This is a genomic window from Paenibacillus sp. 2RAB27, from assembly GCF_052115445.1.
In the GTDB taxonomy this organism is placed as follows: Bacteria; Bacillota; Bacilli; order Paenibacillales; family NBRC-103111; genus Paenibacillus_E.
This window is the reverse complement of sequence record NZ_JBFRGR010000001.1, coordinates 242,117-258,594: the sequence shown is the minus strand read 5'-3', so window position 1 is coordinate 258,594 and position 16,478 is coordinate 242,117. Positions and strand designations below refer to the sequence as shown.

The window sequence follows — 16,478 nt, the reverse complement described above, 5'->3', positions numbered from 1 at the left end:
GGATAGGGAAGCCATTGCTTTTACTTTCGATCACTTGTACTCACGAAGTTGAATAACTGTAAAAACTACATTTAATTTTCGTGATTGTTGCTTAGAATTGTATTTAACTGGAGAACCTCCAGTTAAATAGTGCCTTCCAAGTGAAAAAGCAAGAATTCCTCGGAATTAACTACATTAAATCCAGCTAATCCTGATTTGGGCGCTTTTTTACTCAAAATACCTACATGAAATCCAGTTATTTGAAAAAGTTGGTGGTTGTGTGGTAGCTAGTTTGGGTAAAAGTATCTTATAAGCATAAGGTAGCTAGTAAGTCGAGTTGGAGGTATCTTGTAGTTCATGAAGTAGCTAGTAAGTCGCGTTATAGGTATCTTGCAAGGATAAAGTAGCTAGTTAGTCGAATTAGATGTACCTTGTACACATGAATTAGCTAGTTAGTCGAATTAGATGTACCTTGTACGCATGAATTAGCTAGTTAGTCGAATTAGATGTACCTTGTACACATGAACTAGCTAGTTTATCGAGTTAGAACTATTAAATTAATATTAGAAATCAAGCGCACACCTGCGCTGCTATAGATCAAACTATAAGATTGCGAGTGAAATCGTATGAATGAACGAATTTTAGAGCTTTTTGAGGAAACTCCTGAAACTTATGTATCCGGAGCAGAAATCAGTCGGCGTTTAGGTGTGAGCCGTACTGCGATCTGGAAGCACATCGAGGAACTTCGTGCAGAGGGCTACGCTTTTGAAGCGGCTTCACGCAAAGGGTATCGTTTAATAAGTAAGCCAGCGAAGTGGCAGGTCAGTGAGTTATTGAATGGCATGAAAACGAAAGTGCTTGGTCAAAAAGTACACATTTATGATGAAGTAGATTCTACTCAAACGATTGCACATAAGCTGGTCGCGTCTGGAGCACCTGAGGGCACGATTGTGCTCGCAGAGAGGCAGACAGCAGGTAGAGGCCGAATGGGGCGCAGCTGGCATTCTCCATCGGGTAAGGGGATCTGGCTGAGTCTTATTCTTACACCGCGTATTCCTGTATACTTCATGCCGCAGCTAACTCTGCTTAGTGCAGTTGCTCTATGTCGTGCCATTCAGAAAGTATGCCAAGTTGAAATTGGCATCAAATGGCCTAATGATCTTCTTATACATGGGAAGAAAGTTAGTGGTATTTTGCTGGAAAGCAGTGGCGAGGACGAGCGCTTAAAGTATGTGATTGCGGGGATTGGCATCAGCGTCAATTTGTTAGAAGAGGATTATCCGGAAGAACTGCGCTCGATTGCAACTTCTTTAGCGATTGAGTCCGGCGGAAAAGTTTCACGCGAGGGATTAGTACAAGCTTTTCTTTTGGAATTCGAGGATATGTATGCCCTTTATATGGAAAAGGGATTTGCCCCAATTCGTTTATTATGGGAAGCCTTAAGTGTCACGCTGAAGAGACCGATTCGGACATCAACACCATCAGGCTTTATTGAAGGTATCGCAGATTCGTTGGATGATACAGGTGCTTTGACGGTGATAACCCCGAATGGTGAACGGGTTAAAATTTATTCCGGAGACATTGAACTGAAGTAGTGGGAGATAAAGGGTATCCTCCAGAAGCAAGCTTTGGTATAATAGAAGCATAAGGCGGTATCCTTATAGGAACTGCACTTGGAAGTTGATCTGGCAATTGAACCGAAATAACTGAAACAAGATGTTGGATTCTGCTCTGAGCCTTATAGGACCGAGACAGAGGGATCATTGATTCTTTCTGCATGCGTTCCTTTTAGCTCTTAGCTAAAAGGTTTTTTATTTTATATGAGGAAGCTGGGATTACTGTGGAACAACGTAAAGCGCTAACGACTGCAAAGATGAGAAAAATGAAGCAAGACGGCGTACCGATTACGATGGTAACGGCCTACGATTATCCTTCAGCACGGTTGTCGGAAGAAGCAGGTATTGATGTCATTCTAGTTGGAGATTCACTAGGGAATGTAGTGTTAGGGTATGATTCTACACTGCCTGTTACTCTGGATGATATGGTTTATCATACACGTGCTGCTGTACGTGGAGCCGCGAATACGTTTGTCGTCGCTGATATGCCATTCTTAACGTACCACGGCAGCTTGGACGCTACTTTACAAGGTGTTGGACGTTTGATGCGTGAAGGCGGCGCTAAGGCGGTTAAATTGGAAGGTGGCGCAGAGATCGCGGCTACGGTCAAAGCGATTACGGAAGCAGGCGTTCCAGTCGTTGGCCATTTGGGGCTAACACCGCAATCGGTTCACCAACTTGGAGGCTTTCGTGTGCAAGGGCGCAGCTCGGAGCAAGCGGAGAAGCTGTTGAGTGATGCCAAGGCGATTGAAGAAGCAGGTGCGTTCGCGGTTGTTCTGGAACTGGTGACGGATGAATTAGCGGCATGGATCACGAAGCAGCTGTCCATTCCCACAATTGGCATAGGCTCTGGTGTGCATTGTGATGGGCAAGTGCTTGTGTATCATGATTTGCTGCAGTATGGTTCTGACAGTGCTCCCAGAAAGTTTGTTAAAGCCTATGCAAATATCGGGGAAACTATCCGTGCAGGGATTGGCGAATATGTGAAAGAAGTGAAAGCGCGGACGTTCCCAGCGCAAGAAAATACATTTCATATGGACAATGATGTTGTTCAATATCTATACGGCGATAAGGAGTGATTGGTCATGGAAGCAATCCACACCATGGAAGTGGTTCAGACAATTGCCGATTTAAGAGCTCGAATTAAGGCGTATCGTCGCAAGAACGATCAGTCGGTTGGCTTCGTGCCGACAATGGGATTTTTACATGATGGACATGCGAGTCTTCTCCAAAAAGCTCGTTCACAAAGTGGATTAGTTGTATTGAGTATTTTTGTGAATCCGTTGCAGTTCGGTCCTGGTGAAGATTTTGAACGTTATCCCCGCAATGCGGAGAATGATTTGGCAGTAGCTGAGGCGGCAGGTGTGGATATCGTATTTATGCCTTCCGTAGATGAGATGTACCCAACACCAACACGCACCACGGTGAGTGTGTCAGAGGTCACAACGAGACTCTGCGGCGCTTCAAGACCTGGTCATTTTGATGGCGTAGCAACAGTAGTTAGCAAGCTGTTTCATATTGTGCAGCCTGATCAAGCTTTCTTCGGTTTGAAGGATGCACAACAAGTCGCAGTTATCGAGCAGATGGTTCTTGATTTAAATTTACCCGTAGAAATCGTGCCTTGCCCGACCTTACGTGAGAACGATGGCTTGGCGATGAGCTCGCGTAATGTGTATCTATCTCCAGAAGAACGCCAGCAAGCGTTGGTATTGTCTCAGTCCTTACAGAAAGCGAAGACATTTATCGAAAGCAAGTCAGCATCCTCTTTTACATCCCAAGAGCTAGAAATCTTAGTCCGAGATCATATTCAAACGGCGCCACTCGCCGTTATCGATTACGCTGAAGTATTGTCCTACCCAACTTTAGAGCCTTTTGAACATAGCCATTCTATTACTACTCTTATTATTGCGCTGGCTGTGAAGTTTGGGAAAACACGTTTAATTGATAATCTTATTCTACAAGTCAGGAAGTGACGTCTTATGTTTCGCACAATGATGAAAGCGAAGATTCACCGCGCCACGGTTACAGAGGCGAATTTAAACTATATTGGCAGTATCACGATCGATGAGGATTTAATCGATCTTGTAGATATGCTACCAAATGAGAAAGTGCAAATCGTGAATAACAACAACGGTGCACGTCTGGAGACGTATATTATTCCTGGGCCACGCGGCACAGGTGTGATATGCCTGAATGGTGCGGCAGCCAGACTCGTTCAAACAGGTGATACCATTATTATTGTTTCTTATGCTATGATGAGCGACGAAGAAGCGAAAAAGCATCACCCAACGATTGCCATTATGGGAGCAAACAACACCGTTGCCCAATTGCTGAAGGAAGAAGAACATTCAACCGTTCTCTAAAGATTTACGGCGGAACCACTAGCATGCATGAAAACGTCTTTGTTTACAAAGAATGAGGGTAAGCTTTCGAAGCAAAGGTGGGGATGCCAAATGTTTAAGCATTTATTTTCCACAATGAATGAGGTTTTGGAAGAAATTCAGAAGGAATATCCGAACAGCGATGTGGAGAAAAAGGCCGAACTAGACGAACAATTGCAAGTGTTAAAAACGATGAGTGATGAATTCATCGAGGCGTGGCTGCTTTTTGAGGAGAAGCTGGGAAAGTTTTATGGGGCGGTGCCGATCAGCCATACACAAACCTTACATGATGAACTGATGGAGCTCGACATGTCCGGCAAGCAAACTGAAGAATTCATGCGCGGGCAAGGGTATTATAAGTTGTACATGTATGATCAAGCGATTAAAGAATTCGAGGTGCTGATTCAGCGGCAGCCAGATTTCTTATTAGCGCGAGTGTATTTAGCGATGGGTCATTTGCGTAAAGGGGAGTTTGGCGATGCGTATCAGCACTTCAAATTCCTCTTGCCATTGACGAAAAATTCAAAGATGAAAGCTATTTCTTATAACGCGATGGGTTGTATTCAAGTGCAAAATCAGAACCTAGAGAAAGCTTTCGAATATTTTCAAAAAGCCTATCATACCGACCCCTCTTGTATGGAGCCGCTAATCAATCTCGATGAGTCCTAAACCGAAACGGTAAAACAAGGTATTCCCTTTTCCTAATCAGATTTGGTATGCTAGGAGAAGTGTAGGACGAAGGGATTGAAGATAGACGTTATGAAATTTGCAGTTTTGGATTTTGAAACGACAGGAAGTCAGCCTGGGGACGAAATTATACAGGTTGGACTCGTCATCATAGATCAATTTGAAATTACAGACAGGTATACTTCTCTGGTGAACCCAGGGATTAGTATACCTTCTTCGATTACAACTTTAACAGGGATTACCAATGAGATGGTTGAGGATGCACCATCACTCGATCAGGTGATGTCAGACATGTTTCCACTCTTGTTTGATTGTGTGCTTGTCGCGCATCAAGCAGCGTTTGACTTATCATTTCTGCAGCGAGGACTAACAAGAACGGGCTATCCTCCTTTCTCGGGTCGTGTCCTGGACACCATGGATATGCTGCGTATTTTATTTCCGTCCATTTCTAGTCTACAGCTTAGTATGGTGGCGGCGTTGTTTGGTATTGATCATGAAAGGCCACATCAAGCTGATAGTGATGCGGAAGTTACGGCATTGATTTGGATCCATTGCTTGGATCGTTTACTGGGATTGCCTCTCTTAACGGTACAGCGGTTGAACCAAATTTTCGAAAACGGTAACACGGATTTGGGCTGGTTTCTAGATGAAATTTGTTTATATAAAGAATCAGTAACTAGTGTGGATATGGATACGAATCGTTACTTCCGTCAATTTACATTGAATGTGACGGATTGGGGCGATGAAGATGAGCTTCGAACGGAGTTCGAGGTCACTGAAGCGCTAGGTGCTTCTTTTCAAGCGTTTCAGCAAGGATTGAAATCTGCGCTCCAGCAACGATTCGAGGTGTATGAGGATCGTGAATCCCAGGATCAAATGATTCTGGAAGTGGAGAAGTCTCTCGAGGCCGATCAGCATTTGATGATTGAAGCTGGAACAGGGACGGGCAAATCACTGGGGTACTTGATTCCCTCGATCTATTACGGTTTGAAATATGAGAAGAAAGTGGTCGTCTCGACACATACGATAAATTTGCAGGAGCAGCTGCGTGAGCGGGATATTCCTTTGTTAAAAGAAATTTTTCCTGTTCCGTTCAAAGCAGCTGTCCTCAAAGGAAGAAGTCACTATCTGTGCCTTCGTAAGTTCGAAACGAAGCTCACAACTCGGGACTACGAAAATGGCAGAGAAGACCCAATAACAGCCGCGCAAATGGTCGTTTGGCTAAGTGAAACTGAACATGGGGATGAGGAAGAACTGCACTTTGGCAACAAAGGTGCCCAATTCTGGTACTCGGTTGCGAGTGATACCGATTCTTGTTTAAACCGCATGTGCCCTTGGTATAAGAAGTGCTTCTACCACAGAGCTCGTAATGATGCCAACACGTCAGATGTGATCATCACGAACCATTCCCTCCTCTTTACGGATATGAAGGCTGAGAACCGGCTTCTACCGTCCTACAAGCACCTTGTAATTGATGAGGCGCATCACTTTGAAGAAGTGGCAAGCAAGCACCTCGGAATCGAGCTGCATGCATCAGCGTTCTACCATTCCTTATTGTGGCTGTATAAGGATAATCGCAGCGGTCAACTTCCGATGCTTCGGTTCCGATTACAGAAATCGGATGAGGCGGGAGAGCGAGCAGCGGCATGGAGCCAAACGATTGATGGTCTATTCCCGAAAATTATTTCGATCAAAGAGGACTGGGAACGTTTAAGTGAAGCCCTGTACGAATTGGTTTCCTCCAAAAGTGATCCTTCGCAATCGGAAACTTCGCAATATGTATTGCGTTTGAAACCGGAGACACTGCCTGCAAATTGGCGCGAGCTGTTGATTATGGAGGATAACATTTATCTGAATGCGAATGAGCTTTTGCGAACTTTGGATAAATTGTTGAGTGAGCTAAAGGAACAGCAGGATGGACTTGGTGTTCAAGGATTAGTCACCGATCTAAATGGAACCGTGAAAGAGTTGTATGCCCATCGTGATGCGCTGCATTTCTTTATGAAAATGGCAGACGAAGGGTACGTGTATTGGATTGAAGCCGGCACGTATGCGAAAGCCAAATCGGTACAGCTGAATTCTGTACCAACGGATGTAAGCGGGTTGCTGCAGCAGCATTTCTTTGAAACGAAAGACAGCATTATTCTAACGTCTGCAACGCTTTCAGTGAATAAATCGTTCCAATACTCAGCGGAGCAACTTGGTTTAGCCATTCCGGAGGACGAAGAGTCAGGTAAGCTGAAAACAGTACAGTTGCCATCTCCATTTAACTATCGTGAGCAAGCATTAGTCGTCATTCCACGTAATTTCCCAACGATTAAGGGAGCGGGGGATCCCGTGTTCATCGAAGCACTGATCAACTCTTTGAGTGATGTGGCTCAGGTAACGAAGGGGCGAATGCTGGTTCTATGTACCTCGAATCGGATGTTGAAGCTAGTACATGCAGGGATGAAAGAAAAGCTGAGCCCACATGGCATCACTGTGCTTGGCCAGGGTGTTGACAGCGGCAATCGCAGTAAGTTGACCCGAATGTTCCAAGATAACAAAATGTGCGTGTTACTGGGCACTAGCTCATTCTGGGAAGGTGTAGATATTCCAGGAGATGCGCTAAGTTGTCTGGCGATCATTCGTCTCCCGTTCCAACCACCGAATCACCCGCTTGTAGAAGCCAAATGTGAGAATATCAAGAAGCGCAATGAGAATCCATTTATGAAATTTTCTGTACCTCAAGCTGTTATTCGATTTAAACAAGGCTTCGGTCGATTAGTTCGGAGGGCATCAGACAAAGGGATCGTCATTATCTATGATACACGTGTTATTGAAACGTATTATGGCAAGCACTTCCTCTATTCGTTGCCTGGTCCGAAGATCGAGCACATGACCTGCGAACAAATGCTGCCGAGGATTGAGCAATGGATGGGAGGAGCTTAAGAACGTGAAAACACAAAAAATTTCAGAAGCTGTTGTCCGCAGATTACCTATCTATTTACGCTATCTAAACGAGTTGCAAATGAACAATGTTTCCACGGTGTCTTCTCAGGATTTAGGTCAGAAGTTAGATCTGAATCCTGCTCAAATTCGGAAGGACTTAGCTTATTTTGGCGAGTTTGGCAAAAAAGGAATAGGCTATGATATCAATTATTTGATAGAGAAAATTCGGCAGATTCTTAAATTAGATCGACATATTCAAGTTGCACTCGTTGGCGCAGGAAATTTAGGCAGAGCACTTTGCAATTATAATACGTACTTACGTAATGATATGAAAATTGTAGCTTTATTCGATGCCATGCCTTCTAAGATAGGCGAAGTGATTAATAACTTGGTTGTGCTCCCCATGGATAAAATGAAGTCGGTTATGTCTGAGCTTGGTGTGCGAATCGGTATTATTACCGTTCCCGCGGCTGAAGCACAAAATGTAGCGAATGAATTCGTTGCTTGTGGGATTGAAGCGATCTTGAACTTTGCTCCAGTCATCATCAAGGTGCCGCCGGATGTGCGCGTTCACTATGCGGATTTTACGACCGAGCTTCAAAGTTTAGCCTATTATCTCGATTAGAACGAAAAAGGCACGACCCGCGCAGTTTCAGCGGGTCGTGCCTTTGTTTCTCATTACATGATTAAACGGAATATCGCAAAGTACAGCGTGTAAGCAAGGACCATCGAGATTGGAATGGTAATAACCCAAGTGATTAACATTCGTCCTACCGTGCCCCATTGTACTTCATGGAAACGCAAGACACTGCCTGTCCCGATGATCGCTGAGGAAATAACATGTGTCGTTGATAATGGTTTACCAATGAAGGTTGAGATTTGAATGACAATTGAAGACGTCAAGTCGGCAGCGAAACCGTTAATCGGTTCAATTTTAACAATTTTACCTGAAACGGTTTTAATAATACGCCATCCACCAATCGATGTTCCAAGTCCCATAGCAAGTGCGGCAGCAATTTTAACCCAGATGGGTACATTCAAATCATCTTGCACACCAGCCGCAACGAGACCAAATACGATAATGCCCATCGCTTTCTGAGCATCGTTACCACCATGTGAATAGGAAAGTAATCCGGCGGATAGGATTTGTAACGTACGAAAACCACGATTTAGCTTAGATCTGGAGGTATTCCCTGACCACAGCACGATATTTTTGATCAATACCATAATGAGATACCCTAGAACGAATGCTATAATCGGCGATAAAATGAGAATGATAATAATTTGCGTGAAACCACTCCAGTTAACGCCATTGAAACCAGCACCTGCAATTACAGCACCGGCTAAGGCACCAAGCAATGTGTGGGAGGACGAAGATGGGATGGACAAATACCATGTAAGTAAGTTCCAGATGATTGCTGCAAGCAAGGCTGCAATCACGACTTCAACCCCATTTTCAATCTTCGCAGGATTGGCAATACTTCCGCCTACTGTTTTGGCTACTTCCGATGAAACCATGGCACCAACAAAGTTGAGTGAAGCAGCCATGAAAATGGCGACTCGCGGGCTCAATGCTCGCGTAGAAATGGAAGTAGCAATCGCATTAGCTGTATCGTGGAATCCATTGATGAAGTCGAATAGCAGGGCTAGAGCAACGATAATGATCAAATAAGTTAGCATGAGTTCCTCCTAGCGTTTTCCAAGTGGAAAACTTTCTTCGTACACAGAGACATGTTGTGTCTTAGGAGTAGCGAAGTACTACACTGTCAAGAATGTTGGCAACATCTTCACAAGCATCGGTTGTTTCTTCAAGACGCTCGTAAATTTCTTTGAGTTTAAAATCTTCGTACGGATCTTTGCGCGTGATAAAAATTTGACGAATTCCTTCGCGCATCAAACGATCTCCATCATTCTCTAACTTATTTATAGCCACAGTGTGTTCTGGAATTTGCATATATTTTTTCTTGGCTAAAAGCTTGAAAGCATCTAGCATATGTTGACAGGAGTCTACGATTACACCAGAAAAATCTTTCATGTAGGTATCCGTATGAGAAACATTTAAATAGTCGAAACGAGCAATCGTAGCCTCAATACCATCGGTAACATCATCAACCTTGGATGCAAGAACCATGATATCTTCTCGATCAATAGGAGTGATAAAGACTTTGTTCAAACCTCTGAAAATGTCATGTGTGATCGAGTCTCCTGCATGCTCAAGATCATGAATCGCTGTTACATACTCAATTGGTGGCTTATCACCCATCATGGCAGTGCGAAACAGTTGAGCAGTTTGCAAGGCGTTCTCTGCAGCACGGATAAGAAGTTGCAAGAAATCGACTTCGTTCTTTCTGGTGAATAACGTTGTCATAGAATCCTCCTAATTTTTACTATATGTACAAGTTTTTGAACGAATTTGTGGATCGAGTTTGACCAAATTGTAGAAAAAACTCACAATGAATAAAGTATCATACTCATAAGGTCAAACGCAACGAAAATTCCGTGAATATTTACAATTTCTTAACATGAAGTGAATAGCTTTTGCTTACCTTGATTTTAGAGGCATGAAGATGTAAAGTTTATGGAGCAGTAGTTGTTTATAGAATGAGCATAGAGAGGGTTTTTTACTATGAAAAAAACATTAATTTCAAATGGTATTTTTATTTCTAATAAGGAAGACAAAACATCGATCAAGGGCTGCATGGTTATTGAAGGCAGTCAGATTACATACATTGGGACTGAAGTACCTGAACCGTTAGACAATTACGATGAAGTGATTGACGGAACGAATAAGCTGTACATGCCTGGACTTGTGAATACACATGGACATGCTGCGATGTCATTGCTCCGCGGTTATGGTGACGACTTAGCACTGCAAGTATGGTTAGAGGAAAAAATGTGGCCAATGGAAGGGAAATTTACTTCGCAGGATGTCAAATGGGGAACGCGGTTGTCGATCCTTGAAATGATCAAAGGCGGCACAACGACATTTGTCGATATGTATGACCATATGAATGAAGTTGCCTTAGCGGTTGAGGAATCGGGGATGCGCGGCGTCTTGACCCGCGGTGTGATCGGTTTGTGTCCGCCAAATGTGCAAACAGCTAAGCTGATTGAAGCTACTGAATTTGCAAAGAACTGGCATGGTAAGGCGGATGGTAGAATTACTACGATGATGTCTCCTCATGCCCCTTACACATGTCCGCCAGATTATATCGAGCGTATTGTACAAGCTGCACATGATCTAAATCTTCCAATACATACGCACATGTCGGAAACACGCCGTGAAGTTGAAGCCAATGTTGAACAGTATGGCGCTAGACCTGTGGCGCATTTGGAAAAGCTAGGCGTGTTCACTCGCCCAACGCTTGTTGCGCATGGTGTTCATTTGAACGATGAAGAAATAGCTATTCTCAAACAATATGATGTACGTGTGTCTCACAATCCAGGCAGCAATCTCAAGCTTGCGAGCGGTGTAGCCCGTCTTCCAGAATTATTACGTGCTGGCGTTAAAGTTTCTTTAGGTACAGACGGAGCGGCATCCAATAACAATTTGGACATGTTCGAGGAAATGCGATTGGCAGCTCTTATACATAAAGGAGTAACTGGTGATCCATTAGCGATTCCTGCGAAAGAAGCCTTGTTGCTTGGAACTCGGATGGGAGCAGAATCCATTTGGCTGGAGGATGTCGGTTTACTTGAGCCTGGCATGAAAGCAGACTTCATCGGACTGGATATTGATCAGCCTCATTTTCTTCCGAAGACAGACTTCGTTTCCCACATTGTGTACTCCGCGTGTGCGAAAGATGTCGTTGATGTGTGCGTGGATGGGAAGTGGATCGTCCGTAAAGGTGAGTGTCTTACTTTAGATGAAGAGAAAATTAAGCGTGAATTTGAAAGTTGTTTTGATCGACTAAAAGGTTAATGCTTCGGCAAAGTAAGTGGTTTTGAGGAGGTGCGCGGCAGTTATGAATGCGAAGCGAACGATCACACTTGGCGTTTTTATTGTAGCAACGCTGGGTGTCGTGTTTAGCCGATTCTACCTGAATGTGCAGAACGAACACTGGGATGAGAAACGTGTAGCTGTTGAAAAAGCCTATGTCGGAAGTATGATGACAAAGGCATCAAAAGTGGATTTTTTCTACGGTGATGAGCCGTTTCAGATTGTTTATGGGGAGAACAAGCTAGGACAGCGTTTAATTGCTTGGGTATCAGCGGAAGATGTTCATACGGAAATGGCGGAGGAAGCCTTCACTGAAGAGCAAGCCCGCGCTGCTGTATTGAAAAAGGCGCCGAGCAGTGAAATTGAGCGAGCCATACCAGGCAAATTAGGAAATGACTATGTGTGGGAAGTATTTTATAAGACGAAGGAAGATAGAGGTACGCGGTATTTCTATGATTACTACACTTTCAAAGATGGTACTTATCTGGATACGTATCGGCTCAGCCTTCAATAAGAAGGTTGAGTTTTTTTATTGTATTTTAGACGATGATGATGACTTTCTTGTGTTTCCACTGTTTACATAAGGCATATCGTGTATATGTAGTGATATACTTAACGTATTGCTTTCGAGGCATACAAAACTATCATTAACAGAAAGGTGGATGCCTACCTATGAAGATGAAGCTACGCGTTTTACCTGTTATTTTGAGCGTGATTATATCGGCTGGAGTACTTTTTGGAGGCTGGTTCGCCTATACAAGCTTTGCGATGGAAAATCCATTATCACATATAATTAATACGGTACCGGGTGTAACGAATTCAAATATGAAACTTTCCTCGAATCAAGTGGATGTTGAGTTGACTTTGAAGCCTGACGCTAATTTACGACAAGTTGTTGAATTAATTAAAGAGGAAGGCTCATCGATTATCGGGAAGCGTACGGTAAATATAACAATAAAGAATCAATCCTCGGACAAGCTGGATCAATGGTGGTCTAAAGCGTTATTTGAGGTCGCTCAAGCGATGGAAACGAAGCACTATGCGGATATACCAGCAACTTTACAGAAGTATGCAAATGGTGTGCCCACAATGAACGTGGACAGCGAAATGGACGAGAAAAATGTTTATATTCGATTAACAGATGGTGATGCGACGAAATTTATCATGCTGCCAAGAATCTCCCAGATTGGAGTGTGGCCGAATGAGTAAAATATATAAAGAAATTGGGATTGGATTTATTCCTGTTCTTCTGGTGTTCTTAGCTTTTCAAGGTGTGAATGTGTTACCCATCTTATTCGTGAGTGTGCTTGGCGGTTCGTTACTATATATGATGAAAACCCGCGGCGGTATCGGAGCTGCTGCAGGCGGAGGAGATCGGAAAAGCAAGAATCGCACGCCTTCTTTCCTTACCTTTGATGAAATTGGCGGACAGGATCGGGCGAAGAAAGAATTGATGGAAGCACTTGATTTCTTGATAAAGCATGAGGAAATTAAGAAGCTGGGTATTCGTCCTCTAAAAGGTTTGTTGCTAACAGGTCCTCCAGGGACGGGTAAAACATTGATGGCGAAAGCATCTGCACATTACACCAACTCCGTTTATATGGCTGCTTCAGGTAGTGAGTTTGTCGAGATGTATGTAGGTGTCGGTGCAAGCCGAGTACGTGATTTATTTAAAGATGCCAGGGCTCGTGCTATTAAAGAGGGCAAGGATAATGCCATTATTTTTATTGATGAGATCGATGTGATAGGTGGTAAAAGAGAAGGCGGACAACAGCGCGAGTATGACCAAACATTGAATCAGCTGTTAACCGAAATGGATGGTATTCATACGAATGAAGCGCCACGAATTCTTATCATTGCAGCGACGAATCGGAAGGAAATGCTCGATAGTGCTTTGCTGCGGCCTGGGCGTTTTGACCGGCATATCGAGGTTGATCTGCCAGATAAAAAAGGTCGCTTAGCTATTCTGCATATCCATGCAAAAAATAAACCGTTAGCTGAAGGTGTTACGTTGGAGCAAACGGCTGATCAAACCTTTGGTTTCTCAGGTGCGCAGCTCGAAGGTGTGCTGAATGAAGCTGCTATTTATGCGATGCGTGAGGATAGCCCAGCGATTGAGCAGACTCATTTGGCATCGGCGATTGATAAGGTCATGATGGGTGAACGAACAGATAAAGAAACAGCGAATGATGAGAAAGAACGTGTGGCTTATCATGAATTAGGCCATGCTATTATTGCAGAGCTTGTTCGTCCGGGATCTGTTTCCCAGGTCACAGTGAGTCCGCGTGGTAAAGCGCTTGGGTATGTACGACATAATCCGCCGCAAGATCATTATTTATATACGAAAAATTATATCGAAGATCAGATCATGATTGCCCTTGGTGGAGCGGCTGCGGAAGAAATGATTTACGGAGGTCGCAGTACGGGGTCTCGCAACGATTTCGAACAATCGCTTTCCATGGTTCGTAACATGATGGATGCCGGACTTACCAGCTTAGGTATTATTGATCGTGAGATGGTGACGAAGGAACAGTTGATGAAAGAAAATGCTGCCATCCTGGATGCGTTAATGCTGCGTACGAAGAAAATGTTAGATGAGCAACGTAGTGTGTTTGAGCACTCTTTCGCTATTCTGATGAAGGAAGAAGTACTCTCAGGTGATACTTTTCGTACATTATTTGACGCTTCTGTGTCACAAAGTGCATAATAATGACCGTTGGCCAATTAGGTCAACGGTTCTTGGCTTTACTACACGTATGCAAGATACATATAATTATAGAGGAAGGCAGAAGTCCGGAAGAAGGAGAAACAAGCTATGATGTTTAGAACGATAGGTGTCATTGGCGGAGGGACGATGGGGCAGGGTATTTCCGAAATGCTGGCCGCGCGTGGTCTTGATGTCATTCTTGCTGAGAAAACAACAGAAAAGCTAGACCGAGCGTTTGAGCTTATAATGGTCAGTTTAGATAAGCAAATTGAGCGTTGGGCTTTGACGGAAGCGGAGAAGAAATCCATCCTTTCGAAAATTAAAAGAGCTAACTCGATTCAGGACATGGCTTCCTGCGAGCTTGTCATTGAAACGATTTCAGAGGATTTGAATGCGAAAAAGCATGTCTTTTTCCAGCTCAATCAAATATGCTCGCCTCAAATCATACTAGCAACGAATACTTCTACATTAAGTGTTACGGAGATTGCAGCCATCACGACGCATCCAGAGCGTGTTATTGGTTTGCATTTTCTACATCCGGTTGCCAAAGTGAATCTTGTTGAAATCGTACGGGCGATGAAAACGTCGGACGAGACTTATAATCTTACACGTCAGTTTGTTGACGATGTACTCACCAAAAAGAGTATCAAAGTCAATGAATCGCCTGGCTACATAACGACGAGATTGATCTGTACATTGATTAACGAGGCGCTGCATACTTTATCCGAAGGTGTCGCCTCTGCGGAAGATATCGATCAAGCCATGCGTATCGGCTATGATTTCAAGCATGGTCCATTGGAGATGTGTGATCGGTTCGGGCTGGATGCCGTATTGGCTGCGCTAGAGGGCATGTTCCGTGAATATGGCGATATCAAATACCGGCCTTCGTATTTGCTGAAACAAATGGTACGTGCAGGGCATCTTGGCGCGAAGACGGGAGAAGGTTTCTTCCGTTACGACAAGGATGGTGACCGACTATGAATATTCTGGTTATAAATGCTGGCAGTTCATCAGTGAAATATCAATTGTATGATATGGAAAATGCAACTGTACTGGCCAAGGGTAGAGTAGAACGCATTGGGATGGATACCGCTATCCTTTTGCACGAACCAGCGGGCAAACCCGAATTTCACAAGGTGGATGAAATTCTAGAGCATACAACAGCCATCCGCAGAGTGCTGGATGTACTTGTCCATCCGGAGCATGGCGTGTTGACCGCCATCTCACAGATTGATGCTGTTGGCCACCGTGTCGTCCACGGCGGCGAATCCTTCAAGAGCTCCGTCCTCGTCACGGACGAGGTGAAGAAGGAGATTCGGCGTCTCTTCGATTTGGCGCCACTGCACAACCMGGCGCATATGCTTGGCATCTCGGCGGTGGAAGTGAACATGCCTGGCGTGCCGCAGGCTGTCGTCTTCGACACTGCCTTCCATCAGACGATGCCGGCGAAAGCCTACCTGTATCCGGTGCCGATGGCGCTTTACCGGAAGCATAAGGTGCGCCGCTACGGATTCCACGGTACGTCGCACAAGTACGTGAGCGAGCGTGCCGCTGCCTTCCTAGGACGCCCGCTGGAGCAGTTGAAGCTCATTACCTGTCACATAGGTAATGGTGCTTCCTGCGCTGCTGTATGGGGCGGCCAGTCAGTTGACACGAGCATGGGGATGACCMCGCTCGAAGGTCTGATGATGGGCACGCGCAGCGGCGATCTGGATCCTGCCATCGTGCCCTATGTGATGGGCAAGGAGGATTTGACGATCGGCGAGGTGAGCTCAATGCTGAATAAGCATAGCGGCCTGCAGGCGATCTCAGGGATCTCCAGCGACATGCGGGAGATCATGGAAGCTGTGGAAGCGGGCGATAAGAACGCTACCTTGGCTTTTGAAATGTATGCGTATCGGCTGCGCAAATATATCGGGGCTTACGCCGCGGCGATGAATGGCGTCGATGCGATCATGTTTACCGCAGGCGTAGGCGAGAATTCCGCGCCGCTGCGTAAAGCGGTATGCGAGGGCTTGAGCTTCCTTGGGGTTGATTTTGATGAAGAAGCGAACCTGCATGGTAGAGGGATAGAAAAGCGAATTACGAAGCTTGGTTCACGGGTTGAAGTTCTGGTGGTTCCGACCAATGAGGAATGGGTCATCGCCCAAGATACATACGAACTCGTGCAATCGTTGCCCCGTTGATGGTTTCGTGGAAATCATGAAATAGTGTACAATAGAATGGAATCTCAGTAA

General features: G+C 44.6%; 15 protein-coding genes. 13 read left to right on the top strand and 2 right to left on the bottom strand.

Annotated elements, in window-relative coordinates:
• Positions 1–605 precede the first annotated feature (605 nt).
• From AB4114_RS01125 to AB4114_RS01095, 7 genes are all read left to right on the top strand, one after another.
• Positions 606–1,574 (top strand): biotin--[acetyl-CoA-carboxylase] ligase, encoded by a 969-nt coding sequence (locus tag AB4114_RS01125; protein ID WP_441986748.1) that lies wholly within the window; start codon positions 606–608, stop codon positions 1,572–1,574.
• 245 nt (positions 1,575–1,819) lie between these two features.
• Entirely contained in the window at positions 1,820–2,674 is an 855-nt protein-coding gene (gene panB, locus AB4114_RS01120) for a 3-methyl-2-oxobutanoate hydroxymethyltransferase (RefSeq protein ID WP_441986747.1), read from the top strand.
• Positions 2,675–2,698: 24 nt separating this feature from the next.
• Entirely contained in the window at positions 2,699–3,568 is an 870-nt protein-coding gene (gene panC / locus AB4114_RS01115) for a pantoate--beta-alanine ligase (protein WP_441987046.1), read from the top strand.
• A 6-nt stretch (positions 3,569–3,574) separates the two neighbouring features.
• A complete protein-coding gene (panD, locus tag AB4114_RS01110) occupies positions 3,575–3,958 on the top strand; it encodes an aspartate 1-decarboxylase (protein ID WP_173110244.1) in 384 nt (127 codons plus the stop codon).
• Between the two features lie 90 nt (positions 3,959–4,048).
• Positions 4,049–4,645: a tetratricopeptide repeat protein gene (locus AB4114_RS01105; protein ID WP_441986746.1), complete on the top strand. Its 597-nt coding sequence runs from the start codon at positions 4,049–4,051 to the stop codon at positions 4,643–4,645.
• A gap of 90 nt (positions 4,646–4,735) precedes the next feature.
• A complete protein-coding gene (gene dinG / locus AB4114_RS01100) occupies positions 4,736–7,594 on the top strand; it encodes an ATP-dependent DNA helicase DinG (RefSeq protein WP_441986745.1) in 2,859 nt (952 codons plus the stop codon).
• Between the two features lie 4 nt (positions 7,595–7,598).
• Positions 7,599–8,219, top strand: coding sequence for a redox-sensing transcriptional repressor Rex (locus AB4114_RS01095; RefSeq protein WP_441986744.1), 621 nt, complete (start codon positions 7,599–7,601; stop codon positions 8,217–8,219).
• A 53-nt stretch (positions 8,220–8,272) separates the two neighbouring features.
• Here AB4114_RS01095 and AB4114_RS01090 read toward each other — a convergent pair whose 3' ends face one another.
• Positions 8,273–9,274, bottom strand: coding sequence for an anion permease (locus tag AB4114_RS01090; RefSeq protein WP_441986743.1), 1,002 nt, complete (start codon positions 9,272–9,274; stop codon positions 8,273–8,275).
• A 61-nt stretch (positions 9,275–9,335) separates the two neighbouring features.
• Positions 9,336–9,962 (bottom strand): DUF47 domain-containing protein, encoded by a 627-nt coding sequence (locus AB4114_RS01085; protein ID WP_441986742.1) that lies wholly within the window; start codon positions 9,960–9,962, stop codon positions 9,336–9,338.
• A gap of 258 nt (positions 9,963–10,220) precedes the next feature.
• Here AB4114_RS01085 and AB4114_RS01080 point away from each other — a divergent pair, with 258 nt between their 5' ends.
• From AB4114_RS01080 to AB4114_RS01055, 6 genes are all read left to right on the top strand, one after another.
• Positions 10,221–11,516 carry an amidohydrolase gene (locus tag AB4114_RS01080; RefSeq protein ID WP_441986741.1) on the top strand — a complete coding sequence of 432 codons (1,296 nt, stop codon included), beginning with the start codon at positions 10,221–10,223 and terminating at the stop codon, positions 11,514–11,516.
• 43 nt (positions 11,517–11,559) lie between these two features.
• Positions 11,560–12,048, top strand: a complete 489-nt coding sequence (locus AB4114_RS01075; protein WP_441986740.1) for a cell wall elongation regulator TseB-like domain-containing protein — start codon at positions 11,560–11,562, stop codon at positions 12,046–12,048.
• A gap of 158 nt (positions 12,049–12,206) precedes the next feature.
• Positions 12,207–12,743 (top strand): hypothetical protein, encoded by a 537-nt coding sequence (locus AB4114_RS01070; protein WP_441986739.1) that lies wholly within the window; start codon positions 12,207–12,209, stop codon positions 12,741–12,743.
• A complete protein-coding gene (locus tag AB4114_RS01065; RefSeq protein ID WP_441986738.1) occupies positions 12,736–14,241 on the top strand; it encodes an AAA family ATPase in 1,506 nt (501 codons plus the stop codon). Before AB4114_RS01070 ends, AB4114_RS01065 begins: the two co-directional genes overlap by 8 nt.
• Positions 14,242–14,349: 108 nt before the next feature.
• Complete coding sequence (locus tag AB4114_RS01060; RefSeq protein WP_441986737.1) at positions 14,350–15,222, top strand: 3-hydroxyacyl-CoA dehydrogenase family protein; 873 nt, start codon at positions 14,350–14,352, stop codon at positions 15,220–15,222.
• Positions 15,219–16,427 carry an acetate kinase gene (locus AB4114_RS01055; RefSeq protein ID WP_441986736.1) on the top strand — a complete coding sequence of 403 codons (1,209 nt, stop codon included), beginning with the start codon at positions 15,219–15,221 and terminating at the stop codon, positions 16,425–16,427. Before AB4114_RS01060 ends, AB4114_RS01055 begins: the two co-directional genes overlap by 4 nt.
• The last annotated feature ends 51 nt before the right edge of the window (positions 16,428–16,478 follow it).